This is a genomic window from Solemya velesiana gill symbiont (genome assembly GCF_002020805.1).
In the GTDB taxonomy this organism is placed as follows: Bacteria; Pseudomonadota; Gammaproteobacteria; order Chromatiales; family Chromatiaceae; genus Sedimenticola_A.
Map to the genome: position 1 here is coordinate 1 of NZ_MPRJ01000052.1, position 16,633 is coordinate 16,633.

Consider the following 16,633-nt stretch of genomic DNA (forward strand, 5'->3'; position numbering starts at 1 on the left):
GCCAGTTTGACAGGCACGTTGCGCCTGAAAACCCTGAAAAGGCCAATTCGGGGATAAAAGACAGGCTTATTTGACGGATATTTGAATTTGGCTGCCTGGCGAATGAAAACTCTAATTTTTCAGACCATCCTTAAGGTTTATATGATTCATAAAGGTCGGAAATTCCAATGAGGGCTCCATACTACCCCTGGAGTCTGCGTGCTCTGATCTCAGCCCGTCCAACGGTGGGTTGGCTGATGGATCTTTGTGATGAAAACTACGCACTGATGATGGAGTTGGCTCCGGGCCTGAGAGCCCTCGAAGGGACATACCTCTCCCGCCTGGAGGGGAGCATGGATCTCTACCTCGAAGTCCTGGAACAGACCCCTTATACCAGCCTGATCCATTTGGCCTATTACTTTTCCCATGAAGCCGGACAACGACCTGATCCGGATGCCACGCTGCGGGTCTACTATGACTCCAACCAGGTGGAAGTGCTGGACCTCAGGCAGCGGGCATTGCCCCTGGAGAGGGGAATCGACAGCCCCAGTCTGGACCAGAAATGGAAGGCCAACCTGTTTCTTTCCAAGTGGTTGTCCTTTTGCATACTTCAGGGCCATTCCTTTGGCCCTGATCAGGAAATAGATAGAAAACTTGTAAATTATCAATAAGTAACCGTTCTTTGGGTTGCAAGTCCCCGCGGTGAGTCGTCTGCTGATTTTCTATCTTTAGGTGGGAATTGGAATCATTTAAATAAATGTTGACAATTTCCCTAGGTAAATGCTAGTTTTTATTACCAAGTGATTAACTAGGTATTTATCTCCGAAGAGGGAATGACCATGAGACTATCGACTAAAGGGCGCTACGCAGTTACTGCGATGCTGGATTTGACCCTCCACGGAGGAAAAGGACCGGTAACTCTGGCCGAGATTTCTGAAACCCAGGGAATCTCGCTCTCCTACCTTGAGCAGCTGTTCGCATGCCTGCGCAGCAAACAACTGGTACGCGGCGTACGCGGACCGGGTGGAGGTTACTACCTGGGGCGTGATGCTGAAGAAATCTCCATTGCCGATATTATCTGCGCTGTTGACGAATGGGTGGAGTTCACCCGCTGCGGTGGCAACCAGGATTGCCAGGAAGGCAAACGTTGCCTTACCCACAACCTGTGGGACGATCTGAGCACCGAGATTTATAACTTTCTCAGGAGCATCACCCTCGCCGAGTTGGTCGAACGCGGCGGTCTGAGAGAAGGCGGCTGCGTCAAAGACCAGAACAAAGAGGCAGATATGTCCGGGATGAACGCCAGTTCACAGGTCGCTTGATCTGTAAGACGTTTTTCATATTCGCAAAAAAAGGCCGCCTTCAGGCGGTCTTTTTTTTACCATAGCCAATTCAGGCCATGGGTATCTGAAGTGTTACAGTAGTGCCCGTGGTACTGTCGGATTCGATTTTTATCTCGCCACCATGGGCCTCGACAATTTTTTTTACGATGCCGAGTCCAAGCCCGGTGCCATGGGGTTTCGTGGTGAAAAACGGGTCGAACAGGCGTGCCAGTTGCTCGCTGGGTATCGCCTCTCCACCGTTGGTGATCTGAAGGCGAACGGTTCGTGTTTCAGGGTCATCGCTGAGGCGCCAACTGATTTCTGAACCATCCGGGGCAGCATCACTGGCATTACGGGCGAGGTTGAGGATCACCTGCTTCAGCCTGTCCGCGTCCGCCTGGATGGTGTAGGTTTTTTCATCAGCATACAGCATGGACTTTTGCTGGCCTAAGGCTGCAGGTTCGGTGTCGAGTTCCAGGAATTCCGATAGCAATCCCCGAAGATCCAGTGGCTGAAGTTCCAGGGTCATTGGTTTTGCATAGAGCAGAATCTCCTCCAGCAGTCGTTCCACCCGTATCGCTTCCTGATGTGCCAGGTTGGCCCGCTTGGCTGCAGATCCGTGGAGTTCCGAATTGCGGAGGTAGTCCAGTGCCATGGTAATGGTGGAGAGAGGGTTCCTGATCTCGTGCGTGATGCCTGATGCAAATTCTCCAACGGCTGCGAGTCGGCCGTGCTCTACCAGTTTTACTGTCTTGCCAAAGCTGTGAGTTACCAGGTTTGCGATATTGGTCAGCAATTCCAGGTGCTCAGGGGTATAGGAGTCCGGTGTGCGGGTGGCAAAGGCAAGTACTCCCGGAACAAGGCTCTGTTCCGTAATGGGGAGGAAAATTGCGTCCCTCAACCCTTTTTTCACGAGATGATTCAGAAACTGGAACCGGGGGTTCTGCTTTGCAGTGTGCAACATGTCAGGGATATGTATGGGTTCCCCTGAATCGAGAGCGTGTTCGAGAATCGTGCCCTTGAGCTTGAAGTGCCGGCTATGCCCCCTTTCGTGGTTGCCGTCAAAGAAACTGTGCTCGAAATTAATTGCGCTGCGATCTGCTGATACGAACAGCGCCCCTATCCAATCGAGTGGCAGCAGGTCGGGAAGTTGTTCGGCGACGAAGCAGAGGGTGTCTTCCACATCAGAACCCTGCTGAATTTTCTCGATCAGCCGGAATAGTGTGTTCAGGCGACTTGATAGCTGGTTGAAACTGCTGGTAAGCCAGGAGATTTCGTTGTTTCCCGTTACTGGAACCTGGTGCCCGAAGTCGCCCCGGGAAACCTTGTGGAAGCCGAGCACGGCATTTTTCAGGGGACGGAGCACCGTTATGAAAAACCAACTGAAGATGCCTGCAGTTATAATGAGGCCAGTAATCAAGAGTGCCCAATAGAGGGCATTGATCTGCTCGAGCCTGGCATCGCCAAGACGCTGTATCTGTGCCCTCAGTGCATCGATGGACTCGGTGAGTGGTTGGTGCTTGGAGCTGATGAACATGGCGGCTTTGTTCAGTCGCGGCATGGTGGGATCTTTGCCAAGTGCCTCGTCCAGTTGCGATTGGAATTCCGCCCAGGCGTCTTCCACTGCCCTTACTGCCAGGTGGACTGCGGGATCGAGATTGAGATCGGGCTGAAATGTCTCCTCCATGTCCGTGAGGCTGGGTGAGAATTTTTCATACATGAATCCATTTGTGATTTCGGTGATCAGGTCCGTCTGGTCTTTAATCCCCTGGTAATAGAGTTTTATGTCCCGCTGGTATGCCTGGTCATCTTCCGGTGCGTGCATGGCATAGCTGACACCCAGGGATACGAGATTCCTGGCGCTGTGTTCCAGGCGGGAGGTGAGGTTGAGCAGTATGTTGTAGCGTCGCTGTTCATCCATTGACATGATGCTCAGCGAGAAGACACAGCTGAACAGGATGATAAGGAGGGCCAGTGCGGCGGCGATCTGGAACTTGAGGGTCTTGAGCGGGTTCATGAATCAGCCCCCTTCGAGTAGCTCCTCGATTGCATTGATCTCCTTTTCTGCCTCGTTCAACACGGCGAGGGAGAGGGCGGGATTGAGCCTGCCGGCCACCAGCTTGTGGTAGGCAGGGGAGAGGTCCGGTGGCGGAAGTTTCTGCATTTCCGGGCTGCCGACAAACGACAACAGTTGGGCGAGTATTACCAGGTCCACGTAGTCGGGGGTGTCCGCCGGGCCACGGAACCAGTCGTCGCTGTGCATGGCCGTGTCGACGAGGATTGGGGAGAGGCCCCAGGTCCGCATGATCATGGCGCCGATTTCACCATTCTGCTCGGCGATGATCCTGTCGAGCATCTCGGGGTAATCTTCTGCCGCGCCAAGTATCGGTATGGCACCGATATCATGGATCAGTCCTGCGAGCATGGCTCGGTCGGCATCCAGCCCGGGAGACATCTGGGCGATCACGTAACAGATGGCTGCCACAGCTCCTTCATCCGTTTCTGGATCAATGGCGAATCGGTTTGAAACAGGTTTTTCAGTGCAAAGCTGATGACGATGTTTCGCGTATTGTCCAGGCCCAGGCGTGCCACGGCCTGTTGGCAGTTATCTATCGCGTGGGAACCTCCGAAAGCAGAGCTGTTCACAACCTTGATGATACGGGTGGTCACTGCTGGGTCGGACTGGATGACTCTCGCTACTGTCTGGGCATCGCTGTCAGGGTTGTCTACAGCCTGGCTGATTCGGGCGGCAATATCAGGAATGCCAGGCAATTCGCATTTACCGGACTGTATCTTGTTGAGGAAATCGAGAAAGATGCGATCCCCGGGATCATCCTCTTTTTTCAGTTCAATGCCTGTCAGGGAGCTGTCTGACTGTTGCGCGAAATAGGAGGAGATGCTCTCAACCAGCTCTCTGGGGAGCCTGACCAGGGAGACAACCCCCTGGCTTATGGCATGGGTGACCTGGGGTGGCCTGGGGCTGTTGAGGGGGAACTCGGCCATGGGTGACTGGGGATCGATCATTTTTGGCTCGTCCCCTTCGAATTGCAGCGGCACGCGGCCATCCAGCAGATAGGCGCTGTCGTCCCCATTTTTAGAGTCGTAGAGATCTTCGTCTGCTGGAATCTCTTCAACCCAGGCTTGCTGGGCCAGGTAGCCCATGATTCTTTCAGGCAGGAAGCGCAGGGGAATGCGGTGACTGATCAGGTCTGGATGAATGCTCAAATAAAGTCCTTTCTGCTCTTGCTGGATGGCAACGTCCAGTTCGGTAGTTATTCTTTCTACATGCCCGCTAACGGCAGGATTTCCCCCCACTTTAGCGCCAAACCCCCAAATCGGCTATCATGCTCGCTCTTTTACTCATGGTCCAGTTTAGTATGACGGACGAGACGGATTCACTGCTCACGATACGGGATTTGATCCGCTGGGGTGCCAGCAGGTTCAACGAGGCAGGCTTATTCTTTGGTCACGGCACCGATAATGCCCTTGATGAGGCGATGGTGCTGGTGATGCATGCCCTGCATCTTAAAACTGACCTGCCGGAGTCCTATTTCGATACCCGGGTGACAGCCGGTGAACGTAATCGGGTGGTTTCCCTGTTCGACCGGCGTATCAACGAGCGGCTGCCGGCGGCCTACCTGACCAACGACGCAGTCTTCGCCGGACTCCATTTCTACGTAAATGAGCATGTGCTTGTCCCGCGTTCCCAGATCGCTGAACTGATCGAGGGCGGTTTCGCACCCTGGGTCGAGCCTGATTCGGTTTCCCGGGTGCTTGATCTGTGTACCGGCAGCGGCTGCATCGCCATTGGTTGCGCCTACGCGTTTCCCGATGCCAGTGTGGATGCAGTGGATCTCTCTCCTGAAGCCCTGGCGGTGGCCAGGGTGAATGTGGCGAGACACGAGCTGGGTGGTCGTGTGGAGCCCATAGCGTCGGATCTTTTCGAGAATCTCAAGGGGCGGCGTTATGATTTGATTGTCAGCAACCCTCCCTATGTCAGCCTGGAGGAGATGGACGAACTGCCCGATGAATACCTCCGCGAACCGGCCATGGGCCTGGAGGCGGGAGAAGATGGCCTGGATATTGTGTCGAGGATGCTCCGGGAGGCGGCAGATTATCTTGAACCTGAGGGTGTTCTGGTGGTCGAAGTGGGCAATAGTGACGTGGTCCTGGCCAATCGTTATCCTGATGTCCCGTTTCTATGGCTCGAGTTCGAGCGGGGCGGACACGGGGTATTCGTGCTTACCGCCGATCAGCTGAATGAGTAAATGTTGCAAGTGGCAGTGCAACATGGGCGGAACCCTGAAGAATATGCAGAGTGCATCAAACAGGCGAAATTTGATGTGGAAGCGCTGAAACAGATAAAAGAGCCCCATCGTTGTTGCCTGGACGTGGGTGAGGAAGAGTAAATGGACCAGTCACTGGTATTCGATCTCGAACTGATCAACAAGTACGACTACGCGGGCCCCAGGTACACCTCGTATCCAACCGCCCCTCAATTTCACGAGAAGTTCGGTGAGGACGAGTATCGGGCAGCGGCACTGAAAAGCAACGAGAGTGGGCGGCCCCTGTCGCTCTATTTTCATATCCCGTTCTGCGATACCGTCTGCTTTTACTGTGCCTGTAACAAGATTGCGACCAAGGACCGGGGCCTGAATCAACCCTACCTGGATCGTCTCTACAGGGAGATCGAGATGCAGGGCGAGCTGTTCGACAACAGCCGTACTGTGGATCAACTGCACTGGGGCGGTGGAACGCCTACCTTCATCAGCCACGAGCAGATGGCGGAACTGATGCAGGTCACCGGCAAGCATTTCAAGCTGGCCGGCGATGACACCGGCGAATACTCCATCGAGATCGATCCCCGTGAGGCGATAGCGGATACCATCAAGCTGTTGCGTGACGTGGGCTTCAACCGCATGAGCCTGGGGGTACAGGACTTCGAAGAGAAAGTGCAGAAGGCGGTCAACCGCATCCAGTCCGAACAGAGCACTTTCGAGGTACTGCAGGCGACCAAGGACAACGGTTTTCGGTCCGTGAGTATCGACCTTGTTTACGGCCTGCCTTTCCAGAGCGTGGAGAGCTTTGCGCGTACCCTCGATCGGGTGATCGACGTGGGTCCGGATCGTCTCTCCATCTTCAACTATGCGCACCTGCCGCATGTGTTCAAGCCCCAGCGTCGTATCAACGAGGATGAACTGCCGGCTCCCCAGGAGAAGCTGGAGATCCTGCAGATGACTATCGATCACCTGACCTCGGCGGGCTATGTCTATATCGGCATGGACCACTTTGCCCGACCCGACGATGAGCTTGCGGTGGCTCAGCGTGAAGGCACTCTCTATCGCAACTTCCAGGGTTACTCTACCCATGCGAACTGTGACCTCGTTGCTATGGGCGTAACCTCCATCAGCATGGTGGGGCCCACCTACAGCCAGAACATGCGGGGGCTGGAAGAGTACTACGAGCGTATAGATGCCGACAGGCTGCCTGTGTTCCGCGGTTTTGAATTGAACCAGGATGACCTGATTCGTCGCGATGTCATCACCAAGCTGATCTGCAATTTCGTACTGGACTTTGCTGTTGTGGAACAGGCCTGGGGTATCAATTTCAATGATTACTTTGGACAGGACCTGGTGAAGCTCGAAGGTATGGCGGAGGATGGTCTGCTGGAGATGGATGACCGGGGTATACGTGTACTGCCACGGGGACGCCTGCTGATCCGCAATATCTGCATGGCCTTCGATGCCTACCTGCCTCCTGCATCCCAGCAGAAGAACTTTTCGAAAGTTATCTGATCGGCTTTTTTGATTTAGTAGGAGCGATTTAATCGCGACCGGCATCCAAGCGGGTCAGATCGCGACTAAAGTCGCTCCTACAGTGCTTTTATGGTCTGGGTGCACGATTTGCACCCTTTTTCGTCTGGTTTTATCCTGCACTTCTATTTGGAGTTCGTAGGATAATTGCAATGACAGACGGCCAGACCCCCTCCATCCCTGATCGATTTCGTGCTACTGCCGCAGAGCGTGCGGATCAACCCGTCATCTGTTTCCCCGACCGGGAGGTGACCTTCAGCGAGGTGGATCGCGCATCCGATGCAGTTGCTGCATCCCTGGTGAGCCAGGGTATAGAAAAGGGTGATCGGGTGGCGCTCTACTGCATCAACTCGGATGCCTTTGCCATTGCCTATATGGGCATAGTGAAATCGGGTGCCGTCGTAGTGCCGGTCAACCTGCTGCAGAACCCCCGGGAGATAACCTACGTTCTCAACGATGCCGGTGTGCGGGGGCTCTTCTACCACCAACTGTTTGCAGAAGCAGTGGAATCCTTCCGTGGTGAACTGAAGAATCTTGCATTCGCCGTGGGGATGGGGTCGGGACCGTTCAAGGAAGGGGACCTGGTCTTCGATGAGTTCTGCGCCAATACTTCAGTGCCACCGAAGCCAGAGTTCGATACGGCCAACGACCTGGCGGCCATTCTCTATACCTCCGGCACCACCGGACATCCCAAGGGGGCGATGCTTACCCACCGCAATCTGGTCTCAAACACCAACAGCGTAGTACAGGCGCTGCAACTGCGTCCCGGCGAGGACCGATTGCTGGTGGTGCTGCCCATGTTCCACTCCTTCGCCGCTACCGTGGGTACACTAACCCCCCTGCTTCATGGACTGAGCCTGGCCCCCGTGCCCAAGTTCGATCCGGCGGCTGTCTGTGACGTGATCGAGGCGGTGGGTGCCACGGTTTTCCTCGGTGTGCCCAGCATGTACAGCGTGCTGCTGCGTCTGCCGGATGAACAGGTGGCCAAATGGAAGAGTGTGCGCTACTGCGTGTCAGGAGGCGCGGCCATGCCGGTTGAGGTGATGCGCCAGTTCGAAGCGCAGTACGGCCTGGCAATTCATGAAGGGGATGGTCCCACCGAGTGCTCCCCCGTGACCTGCGTCAATCCCATTGGCGGTGAGCGCAAGGCTGCATCCGTGGGCTTGCCGGTACCTGACGTGGAGATGGAGATCTACGATGACGAAGGAAAACAGCTTGCAGTGGATGTGATCGGCGAGATCTGTGTGCGCGGTCCCAACGTGATGAAGGGCTACTGGAATCTTCCTGAGGCGACCACCGAGAGCTTTTTCGGCGAGTGGGTGCGTACAGGCGATCTCGGCTACAAGGATGTCGACGGCTACGTGTACATTGTGGACCGTAAAAAGGACATGGTCATCGTCAACGGTATGAACGTCTACCCGCGTATGGTGGAAGAGGTACTCTACCAGTTCCCGAAAATGGCCGAAGCCGCCGTGGTGGGTGAACCCAGCGAACTCCACGGTGAGATCGTGGTGGCCTACGTGGTGGCCAGGGAAGGCGAGGAGATGACCCCGGCCGAGGTACGCGCCTATTGCTGTGAAAACCTCGGTCCCCACCAGGTGCCGCGCAAGGTGGTGGTCAAGGATGCGCTGCCGAAGAATGCCGCCGGCAAGATCCTCAAGCGTGAATTGCGCAAGGCGGGGGAGCTTGAGAGGGGGGGTGATAGTCGGGAGACTGAAAGTTAATGGTTTGATTTGAAGGCCTGGTAATAAATTTCGTGGCCTAAAAGTGGATCACTCTGTAGCCACTTCTTTCGTATGGCCACGAGTGACTTTTGTTACGGTAAAAGTCACCAAAACCACTGCTCCGCCATGCCACCCTGCGGGTGCAGTGAACCCGCGATGGCGGGCGGGACACTGGGGAAGAGAGTTTTTGGCTACTTTTGCCTCTTTGCAAAAGTAGCTCGTAGCCATGTCGTAGCAGTCACTACAGAGAAAGCCACGTATAGGCTACGGAATTTATTACCAGGCCTTTTAACACCGCCCAGAAGAAAAATTAACTAGGTGATCTACGCCAGTGCTTATGCACAATAACTGTATGAATCAACAACCCGGCAGCCGACAAATACCCAATCATCCCATCGTAATTGCCTACCAGAAAACTGAGCTGGCTGTCGAAATCAACTGAGGTGAACTTGCGGACGGTCTTGATTACAAAGACAAACCCCGCGTGCAGGCCAATGACATAGGCAATGTTCCCGGTGCGTTCCCGAACAACGGCGAAAAAGGCGCCCAGTCCGAAGAGAGCCAGAAATGAGTCGAAGGTTGCCCAGTCGCCGTACTGGTTGAAGGCGCCGGAAACCATCTGAAGGCCGCTGTACCAGGCATATTCTTCACCGGCGGGGAGGGGGAGTGGTTTGATGAAATGCATCCAGGCGTAGAAGAGACTGGAGAAAATCAGTGTGGCCATGAAACCGTGGGTCTTGCGCAGTGCGCCGAACAGCCCGCCACGAAAGAAGGTTTCCTCGATAAACCCGATCAGAATACCGCCGATCAGTGCCGCCAGCAGGGTCTTTATCAGCAGTGCACTCCAATCGACGGGTATCGGTTTCATGACGCGTACGCCGAAGACGAACAGCGCAATGCTCAGGGCGGCCAGGATCAGGAAGCCGGCAAGCCAGCCTCTGAGTATGTCCCGGATGAATTCGGAGCGGGGGAGTGCGTAGCCCAATCCCTCTTTGGAGGCGATGGCGTAGTGTCGGATAAGGAGTATGAAACCGGGAATGGCAACCAGCTTGGCGGTGGTGTTGATCAGCTTGTGCGGGCCTTTGTCCATGCTCTCGTCCAGCCACAGGTAGAGGGGGTAGTTGAGCAGGGCGCTGATGAAAAGGGCGAACAGGATCAGTAGGACGAAATAGGCCAGTGGGCGCATTAGCAGCCGTTCCTCGGAATATTTGGCAGTTCGGGGTGTTTGCAAATCAGCCATTCTACCCGAAAAAATGGGTCAGCCGGGTTACAAACAAGGCCGTGCAGACTGTATAATGCGCGTTTGTTTGGGGAATTCTGCCTCTTGTTGGGTGCGGTTTTTCAATAAAGCGAAAGTGGCGGAATTGGTAGACGCGCCAGATTTAGGTTCTGGTGGGGTAACCCGTGGGAGTTCGAGTCTCCCCTTTCGCACCAGTTATTTTCATTCGCAGCTTGATGGCTGCGGTGCTCCATTTTGACATTGATAGAGATGGCGGCAAGGTCTGCCAGAGAGGTTTTTCATGCAAGTTTCGGTTGAATCAAGTGAAGGGCTTGAGCGTCGTATGACTGTCGAGCTGCCTGTTGAGCAAGTCAACGAGGCGGTAGAGAAGCGCCTTAAAGAGGTCGCTCGTACGGTAAAGATGGACGGTTTCCGCCCGGGCAAGGTGCCCATGTCGGTGGTACGCAAGCGCTATTCTGAGCAGGTTCGCCAGGAGGTATTCGGCGATCTGGTTCAGTCAACCTACTTCCAGGCACTGGCCCAGGAGAATCTCCAGCCCGCAGGTGAGCCGGTCGTAGAGCCTCTCGACAAGAACGACGATGAGGGTATGGGTTACACCGCTACCTTCGAGGTGATGTCCGAGATAGCCCTGCAGGACATCAGTGACAAGTCCATCAGTCGCCCGGTAGCGGAAGTTACCGACGAAGACTTCGAGCAGATGATCGACAAGCTGCGTAACCAGCGCGTCACCTGGAATGATGTAGAACGTGCGGCACAGGACGGCGACCAGGTGACCATCGATTTCGTGGGCAAGATCGACGGTGAGGCCTTTGAGGGCGGTACTGCCGACGGCGTACCCCTGGTGTTGGGCTCCAGCAGCATGATCGACGGTTTCGAGTCGGGCCTGGTTGGGGCGACTGCAGATGAAGAGCGCACCCTTGAACTGCAATTTCCTGAAGATTACCGGGTTGATACATTGGCCGGAAAAGCGGCAACCTTCGAGGTAAAGGTGACCAAGGTCGCCGAACCGGTACTGCCCGAATTGGACGACGTGTTCGCCAAGGCCTTTGGCATCGCCGAAGGCGGCGTCGAGGCGCTGCACAAAGAGGTTCGCTCCAACATGGAGCGTGAGTTGGAAGACAAGATTCGCAGCTCTCTCAAGGACCAGGCGATGGAAGTGCTGTTGGAGGCCAATCCCATCGATGTGCCTGCCGTGCTGATCAAGCAGGAGGCTGAGGCCCTGATGCAGCAGACCAGGGCGAACATGGCCCAGCAGGGCCACAATGCCCAGATGGATCTGCCGGCCGCCCTGTTCGAGGACCAGGCAAAGCGCCGGGTTATCCTGGGGCTGGTTATCGGTGAGGTGATCAAGGCCAACAACATCGAGCTGGATTCCGATCGTGTACGTGAGCGTGTGGAGCAGTTCGCACAGTCTTACGAGAAGCCGCAGGAAGTCATCGACTACTACTACAGCAACAAGCAGCAGTTGGCTTCCATAGAAAACGTGGTACTGGAAGACCAGGTGGTCGAGTGGGTACTGGAGCAGGCCAAGGTAGAGGATACCCCCACTGCATTTGCCGAGCTTATGGCTCCCCGGGCCAACGAAGTATCCGAATAGTTTAATTAAAGGATCGCATTGCTATGACCGATATAAGCCACATGGGCGGATTGGATGCACAGAACCTGGGACTGGTCCCGATCGTTGTCGAGCAGACGGCGCGCGGCGAACGTTCCTATGACATCTATTCCCGTTTGCTCAAGGAGCGGGTGATATTCCTTGTGGGTCCGGTGGAAGATCATATGGCCAACCTGGTGGTTGCCCAGCTGCTGTTCCTGGAGTCTGAGAATCCCGACAAGGATATTCACATCTATATCAACTCGCCCGGTGGATCGGTCAGTGCCGGCCTGGCAATTTACGACACCATGCAGTTCATTCGTCCAGACGTGAGCACCATGTGTGTCGGTCAGGCGGCCAGTATGGGTGCACTGCTTCTGGCTGGCGGTGCGGCTGGCAAGCGTTACTGCCTGCCTCACTCCAGGATGATGATTCACCAGCCTTTGGGCGGGTTCCAGGGGCAGGCGACAGACATCGAGATTCATGCAAAAGAGATCCTGCTGCTGCGTGATCGCCTGAATCACATCATGGCCAGGCATACTGGTCAGCCACTGGAAACGATTGAGCAGGACACCGAGCGTGACAATTTCATGAGCGGTGAAGAGGCCATGGCGTACGGTCTGATTGACCAGGTCCTTGCAGAACGACCCGGTATGCCTGAGGCTGAATAATTGCTTTGATTTTGGCGTAACTAGCCGATATAAGGTAAAAAACAGGATATTGCCGGCTCGTGGGAAGTGTTCAGAAGGTGACTGGGAATATGAGTCGCCTTGTTGGAAAGACGGGGAACCTTGCGAACCTGTTGCAATCGGATATGATGGACCTCATGTTACGAGTTTGTAACAAAAAAGTTTGACTAGGCGGTCTGGTGGTAAGAGGAAGTCTGTATGAGTGACAACAAGACAAAAGGTGACGACGGCAAGCTGCTCTATTGCTCATTCTGTGGCAAGAGTCAGCACGAGGTACGCAAGCTGATTGCTGGCCCATCCGTTTTCATCTGCGACGAATGCGTCGAACTCTGCAACGACATCATCCGCGAGGAGATGCAGGAGGGCGGTGGCGAAGGCACCGGTCAACTGCCGAAGCCTCAGGAAATCTTTGAAATGCTGGACCAGTACGTCATTGGCCAGGCCAGGGCGAAGAAAGTCCTCTCTGTTGCGGTATACAACCACTACAAGCGTCTTGATGTCAGCACCAACAAGGATGATATCGAGATTGCCAAGAGCAACATCCTGTTCATCGGTCCCACGGGTTCAGGTAAGACCCTGCTCGCCGAGACCCTGGCTCGCTTGCTCAATGTGCCTTTCACCATTGCCGACGCGACCACGCTGACCGAAGCGGGTTATGTCGGTGAGGATGTTGAGAACATCATTCAGAAACTGCTCCAGAAGTGCGACTACGATGTGGACAAGGCCCAGACCGGCATTGTCTATATCGATGAGATCGACAAGATCTCCCGCAAGTCGGACAACCCCTCCATCACCCGTGATGTATCGGGCGAAGGTGTACAGCAGGCGTTGCTGAAGCTGATCGAGGGTACCGTTGCATCGGTTCCCCCCCAGGGTGGCCGCAAGCATCCCCAGCAGGAGTTCCTGCAGGTTGATACCTCAAATATCCTGTTCATCGTCGGTGGTGCCTTTGCCGGTCTCGACAAGGTGATACGCAACCGTTCGGAAAAGGGTGGGATCGGTTTTTCTGCCGAGGTGCGCAGCAAGGATGGCACGCGCGATATCGGTGAAATTATCGTCGATGTCGAACCGGAGGATCTCATTCAGTATGGTCTGATCCCCGAATTCGTTGGCCGCCTGCCTGTTGTTGCCACGCTCCAGGAACTGGACGAAGACGCCCTGGTTCAGATTCTGACTGAACCTAAGAATGCCCTGGTCAAACAGTACGCCCGTTTGTTCGAGATGGAAGATTGCGAACTGGAGTTCAGGGAAGATGCACTACGTGCCATTGCCCGCAAGGCGATGGAGCGGAAGACCGGTGCACGCGGACTGCGCACCATCATGGAACAGGTTCTCCTGGATGCCATGTATGACCTGCCCTCCATGGAGAATGTGAGCAAGGTCGTTGTTGACGAGTCCGTCATTGCGGGCGAGAACGCACCCTACATTATCTACGAGGGTGGTGAAAAGCAGTTGGCGGCGTCGGACTGAGTCCAGCGTGCTCCCAATTGAAACCCGGTTTGAACATCGGGTGCGTCTTTGATCCAGAGGGCTTGAATAAAAGGATTTCAGCCCCATCATCATTACAATCATTCATACGTAACAGGGCGATTGTCCTGGAACAGATTTACAAATCTCCCCATTGCGAGCCTGATATTCATTCGGACTGAAACCGGTCTGCAGGAACAAACAGCCTCAAGGGGGATTTCTTGCAGGAGGAATGCCCATCATGGGTCAGAGTGATAACAGCTCAACGGCAATCAGCGGAAACAGCTACCCGGCACCCGTTCTCCCCTTGCGGGACGTCGTGGTCTATCCGCACATGGTCATCCCGCTGTTCGTCGGTCGCGACAAGTCGATCAAGGCACTCGATGCAGCGATGAAGGACAACAAGCAGATCCTTCTGGTGGCGCAGAAGAGCGCTGATACAGATGACCCTGCCATCGAAGACATGCACAAGGTTGGCACCCTGGCCAACATCCTGCAGTTGTTGAAGCTGCCTGATGGTACTGTCAAAGTTCTGGTCGAGGGCAATGAGCGTGTAACCATCCAGAAATTCATCTCGTCCGATGAATTTTTCACTGCCGAGCTGGCGCCCATCTACAATGAGCCCGGTCTTGACGAGCGGGAGATGGAGGTGCTGACACGTTCTGCCACCGCACTGTTCGACCAATACGTGAAGCTCAACAAGAAGGTGCCGCCCGAGGTTCTTACTTCACTCTCGAGTATCGATGATCCCAGTCGCCTGGCAGACACCATGGCTGCCCACATGTCGCTGAAGCTCGATGAGAAACAGCATGTGCTGGAGATGGCCAACGTGCGTGAGCGCCTGGAACATCTCATGGGGCTGATGGAGTCCGAGAACGATCTGTTGCAGATGGAGAAGCGTATTCGCGGCCGGGTCAAGCGCCAGATGGAAAAGAACCAGCGCGAGTACTACCTGAACGAGCAGATGAAGGCGATCCAGAAGGAGTTGGGTGAACTCGACGAGGCACCCAACGAGATCGAGGATCTGACCAACCGTATTGAAAAAGCGGGCATGACCAAGGAGGCCAAGAGCAAGGCACAGGCTGAGCTGAATAAACTGAAGCTGATGTCCCCCATGTCCGCAGAGGCCACGGTTGTCCGCAACTATATCGACGCCCTGGTCAATGTGCCCTGGAAGAAGCGCTCCAAGATTCGCAACGACCTCACGGTGGCTGAAGATGTGCTCGAGACTGATCACTATGGCCTGGAGAAGGTCAAGGAGCGCATCATCGAGTACCTGGCGGTCCAGCAGCGTGTTCGCAAACTGAAGGGCCCCATTCTCTGCTTGGTTGGTCCTCCCGGCGTGGGTAAGACTTCGGTTGGCCAGTCCATCGCACGGGCAACCAATCGTAAATTCGTACGCATGGCCCTGGGCGGCGTGCGTGATGAGGCCGAAATCCGGGGGCACCGTCGTACCTATATCGGCGCGTTGCCGGGCAAGATAATCCAGAATCTCTCCAAGGTGGGCACGCGCAATCCGCTGTTCCTGTTGGATGAGATCGACAAGATGGCCATGGACTTCCGCGGCGATCCGGCCTCGGCACTGCTGGAGGTGCTTGATCCGGAACAGAACCACACCTTTGTGGATCACTACTTGGAAGTGGATTTCGATCTATCCGAAACCATGTTCGTCGCCACGGCGAATACCATGAACATTCCGCCGGCACTGCTGGACCGTATGGAAGTGATCCGTCTCTCGGGTTATACCGAAGATGAGAAGGTGAACATCGCCATCAAATACCTGGTACCCAAGCAGATGGAGAACAGCGGCCTGAAGGAAGCAGAGCTCCAGATCCGCGAGAGTGCCATCCACGATATCGTGCGTTGCTACACGCGGGAGGCCGGTGTTCGAAACCTGGAGCGCGAAATCTCTAAGATCTGCCGCAAGGTTGTTAAAGAGATACTGCTGAAGAAAGAAGGCAAGCGGGTGATTACTCCCAAGAGCCTGGAGGAGTATCTCGGTGTCCAGCGTTTCCGTTACGGTGAGGCCGACGAGTTCGACCAGGTGGGCCAGGTTACCGGTCTTGCCTGGACCGAAGTGGGCGGAGAACTGCTCAGAATCGAGTCGGCACTGGTCCCCGGCAAGGGTCGCTTGAGCCACACCGGCCAACTGGGTGACGTGATGCAGGAGTCGATCCAGGCGGCTATGACGGTGGTGCGCAGTCGTGCGGCTGTGCTTGGACTTGAAGACGACTTCTATCAGAAGTTCGATGTCCATATCCACGTGCCTGAAGGTGCCACCCCCAAGGACGGACCAAGCGCCGGTATTGGGATGTGTACCTGTCTCGTATCTGCACTGACGCAGATTCCCGTTAAAGCGGATGTTGCGATGACCGGTGAGATCACCCTGCGTGGTGAAGTGCTGCCCATAGGCGGCTTGAAAGAGAAGCTGCTTGCTGCTCATCGTGGTGGCATAAAGACCGTGATCATTCCCGAAGAGAACGAACGTGATCTTGTTGATATACCCAAGAACATCAAGCAGAACCTGGAGATCAAGCCCGTTCGTTGGATCGATGAAGTGCTGGAGGTTGCGCTGACGGAGATGCCGGAACCACGAAATGAAGAGACCGCTGAGGCAGCACCAAAAAGCAAATCATCCAGCAGAAAAAAAACCACCAAGAAGGGTAGTGGTCTAACCCGGCACTGAAGCTATTTCCTATTAATGAGGGGCGGTTTCAAGTAATAACTGCAATTCAATTACGCAGCAAGCAAATCCACTTGCCGCCCCATAAATAATTCATTCGGTGATCGATAGCCTCTTGTGGC

At 55.0% G+C, this 16,633-nt stretch carries 12 protein-coding genes, 1 tRNA gene and 1 pseudogene; 11 read left to right on the forward strand and 3 right to left on the reverse strand.

The genetic code is table 11. From position 1 onward, the window contains the following. Positions 1–236: 236 nt before the first annotated feature. Positions 237–650 carry a DUF1249 domain-containing protein gene (locus BOW53_RS08580; RefSeq protein ID WP_245832069.1) on the forward strand — a complete coding sequence of 138 codons (414 nt, stop codon included), beginning with the start codon at positions 237–239 and terminating at the stop codon, positions 648–650. 168 nt (positions 651–818) lie between these two features. Next, entirely contained in the window at positions 819–1,301 is a 483-nt protein-coding gene (locus BOW53_RS08585; protein ID WP_078487602.1) for an Rrf2 family transcriptional regulator, read from the forward strand. 70 nt (positions 1,302–1,371) lie between these two features. Here BOW53_RS08585 and BOW53_RS08590 read toward each other — a convergent pair whose 3' ends face one another. Further along, on the reverse strand, positions 1,372–3,318 hold the full coding sequence (locus BOW53_RS08590) for a sensor histidine kinase (protein WP_078487592.1): 1,947 nt from the start codon (positions 3,316–3,318) through the stop codon (positions 1,372–1,374). 3 nt (positions 3,319–3,321) lie between these two features. Continuing rightward, positions 3,322–4,463, reverse strand: a pseudogene (locus tag BOW53_RS13935) (HDOD domain-containing protein). 215 nt (positions 4,464–4,678) lie between these two features. Here BOW53_RS13935 and prmB point away from each other — a divergent pair. The 4 genes from prmB to BOW53_RS08615 all read left to right on the forward strand — a co-directional run bounded on the left by prmB (position 4,679) and on the right by BOW53_RS08615 (position 8,838). Next, positions 4,679–5,569 (forward strand): 50S ribosomal protein L3 N(5)-glutamine methyltransferase, encoded by an 891-nt coding sequence (prmB, locus tag BOW53_RS08605; protein ID WP_078487595.1) that lies wholly within the window; start codon positions 4,679–4,681, stop codon positions 5,567–5,569. Further along, a complete protein-coding gene (locus BOW53_RS12795) occupies positions 5,570–5,710 on the forward strand; it encodes a hypothetical protein (protein ID WP_172838836.1) in 141 nt (46 codons plus the stop codon). Continuing rightward, positions 5,711–7,096, forward strand: a complete 1,386-nt coding sequence (gene hemN, locus BOW53_RS08610; protein WP_078487596.1) for an oxygen-independent coproporphyrinogen III oxidase — start codon at positions 5,711–5,713, stop codon at positions 7,094–7,096. A gap of 170 nt (positions 7,097–7,266) precedes the next feature. Next, complete coding sequence (locus tag BOW53_RS08615; protein WP_078487597.1) at positions 7,267–8,838, forward strand: long-chain-fatty-acid--CoA ligase; 1,572 nt, start codon at positions 7,267–7,269, stop codon at positions 8,836–8,838. Positions 8,839–9,148: 310 nt separating this feature from the next. Here the strand turns inward: BOW53_RS08615 and BOW53_RS08620 are convergent, their stop codons facing one another. Then, on the reverse strand, positions 9,149–10,024 hold the full coding sequence (locus BOW53_RS08620; RefSeq protein WP_172838837.1) for a CPBP family intramembrane glutamic endopeptidase: 876 nt from the start codon (positions 10,022–10,024) through the stop codon (positions 9,149–9,151). A 163-nt stretch (positions 10,025–10,187) separates the two neighbouring features. Here BOW53_RS08620 and BOW53_RS08625 point away from each other — a divergent pair. The 5 genes from BOW53_RS08625 to lon all read left to right on the forward strand — a co-directional run bounded on the left by BOW53_RS08625 (position 10,188) and on the right by lon (position 16,514). Continuing rightward, positions 10,188–10,272 (forward strand) — tRNA-Leu (locus BOW53_RS08625). Positions 10,273–10,358: 86 nt separating this feature from the next. After that, positions 10,359–11,675, forward strand: a complete 1,317-nt coding sequence (gene tig, locus BOW53_RS08630) for a trigger factor (RefSeq protein WP_078487599.1) — start codon at positions 10,359–10,361, stop codon at positions 11,673–11,675. 23 nt (positions 11,676–11,698) lie between these two features. Continuing rightward, the gene (clpP, locus tag BOW53_RS08635) at positions 11,699–12,343 is read left to right on the forward strand and encodes an ATP-dependent Clp endopeptidase proteolytic subunit ClpP (protein WP_078487600.1); all 645 of its coding nucleotides are present in this window, start codon (positions 11,699–11,701) and stop codon (positions 12,341–12,343) included. Positions 12,344–12,559: 216 nt separating this feature from the next. After that, positions 12,560–13,831: an ATP-dependent Clp protease ATP-binding subunit ClpX gene (gene clpX, locus BOW53_RS08640; protein WP_078487601.1), complete on the forward strand. Its 1,272-nt coding sequence runs from the start codon at positions 12,560–12,562 to the stop codon at positions 13,829–13,831. Positions 13,832–14,069: 238 nt separating this feature from the next. Beyond that, complete coding sequence (lon, locus tag BOW53_RS08645; protein WP_078487603.1) at positions 14,070–16,514, forward strand: endopeptidase La; 2,445 nt, start codon at positions 14,070–14,072, stop codon at positions 16,512–16,514. Positions 16,515–16,633: the final 119 nt, after the last annotated feature.

Coding starts and splice junctions, on each gene's coding strand:
- BOW53_RS08580 (WP_245832069.1), top strand. CDS start 237: ATGGATCTTTGTGATGAAAACTACGCACTGATGATGGAGTTGGCTCCG.
- BOW53_RS12795 (WP_172838836.1), top strand. CDS start 5,570: ATGTTGCAAGTGGCAGTGCAACATGGGCGGAACCCTGAAGAATATGCA.
- hemN (WP_078487596.1), top strand. CDS start 5,711: ATGGACCAGTCACTGGTATTCGATCTCGAACTGATCAACAAGTACGAC.
- lon (WP_078487603.1), top strand. CDS start 14,070: ATGGGTCAGAGTGATAACAGCTCAACGGCAATCAGCGGAAACAGCTAC.
- BOW53_RS08620 (WP_172838837.1), bottom strand. CDS start 10,024: ATGCGCCCACTGGCCTATTTCGTCCTACTGATCCTGTTCGCCCTTTTC.
- clpX (WP_078487601.1), top strand. CDS start 12,560: ATGAGTGACAACAAGACAAAAGGTGACGACGGCAAGCTGCTCTATTGC.
- prmB (WP_078487595.1), top strand. CDS start 4,679: ATGACGGACGAGACGGATTCACTGCTCACGATACGGGATTTGATCCGC.
- clpP (WP_078487600.1), top strand. CDS start 11,699: ATGACCGATATAAGCCACATGGGCGGATTGGATGCACAGAACCTGGGA.
- BOW53_RS08590 (WP_078487592.1), bottom strand. CDS start 3,318: ATGAACCCGCTCAAGACCCTCAAGTTCCAGATCGCCGCCGCACTGGCC.
- BOW53_RS08585 (WP_078487602.1), top strand. CDS start 819: ATGAGACTATCGACTAAAGGGCGCTACGCAGTTACTGCGATGCTGGAT.
- BOW53_RS08615 (WP_078487597.1), top strand. CDS start 7,267: ATGACAGACGGCCAGACCCCCTCCATCCCTGATCGATTTCGTGCTACT.
- tig (WP_078487599.1), top strand. CDS start 10,359: ATGCAAGTTTCGGTTGAATCAAGTGAAGGGCTTGAGCGTCGTATGACT.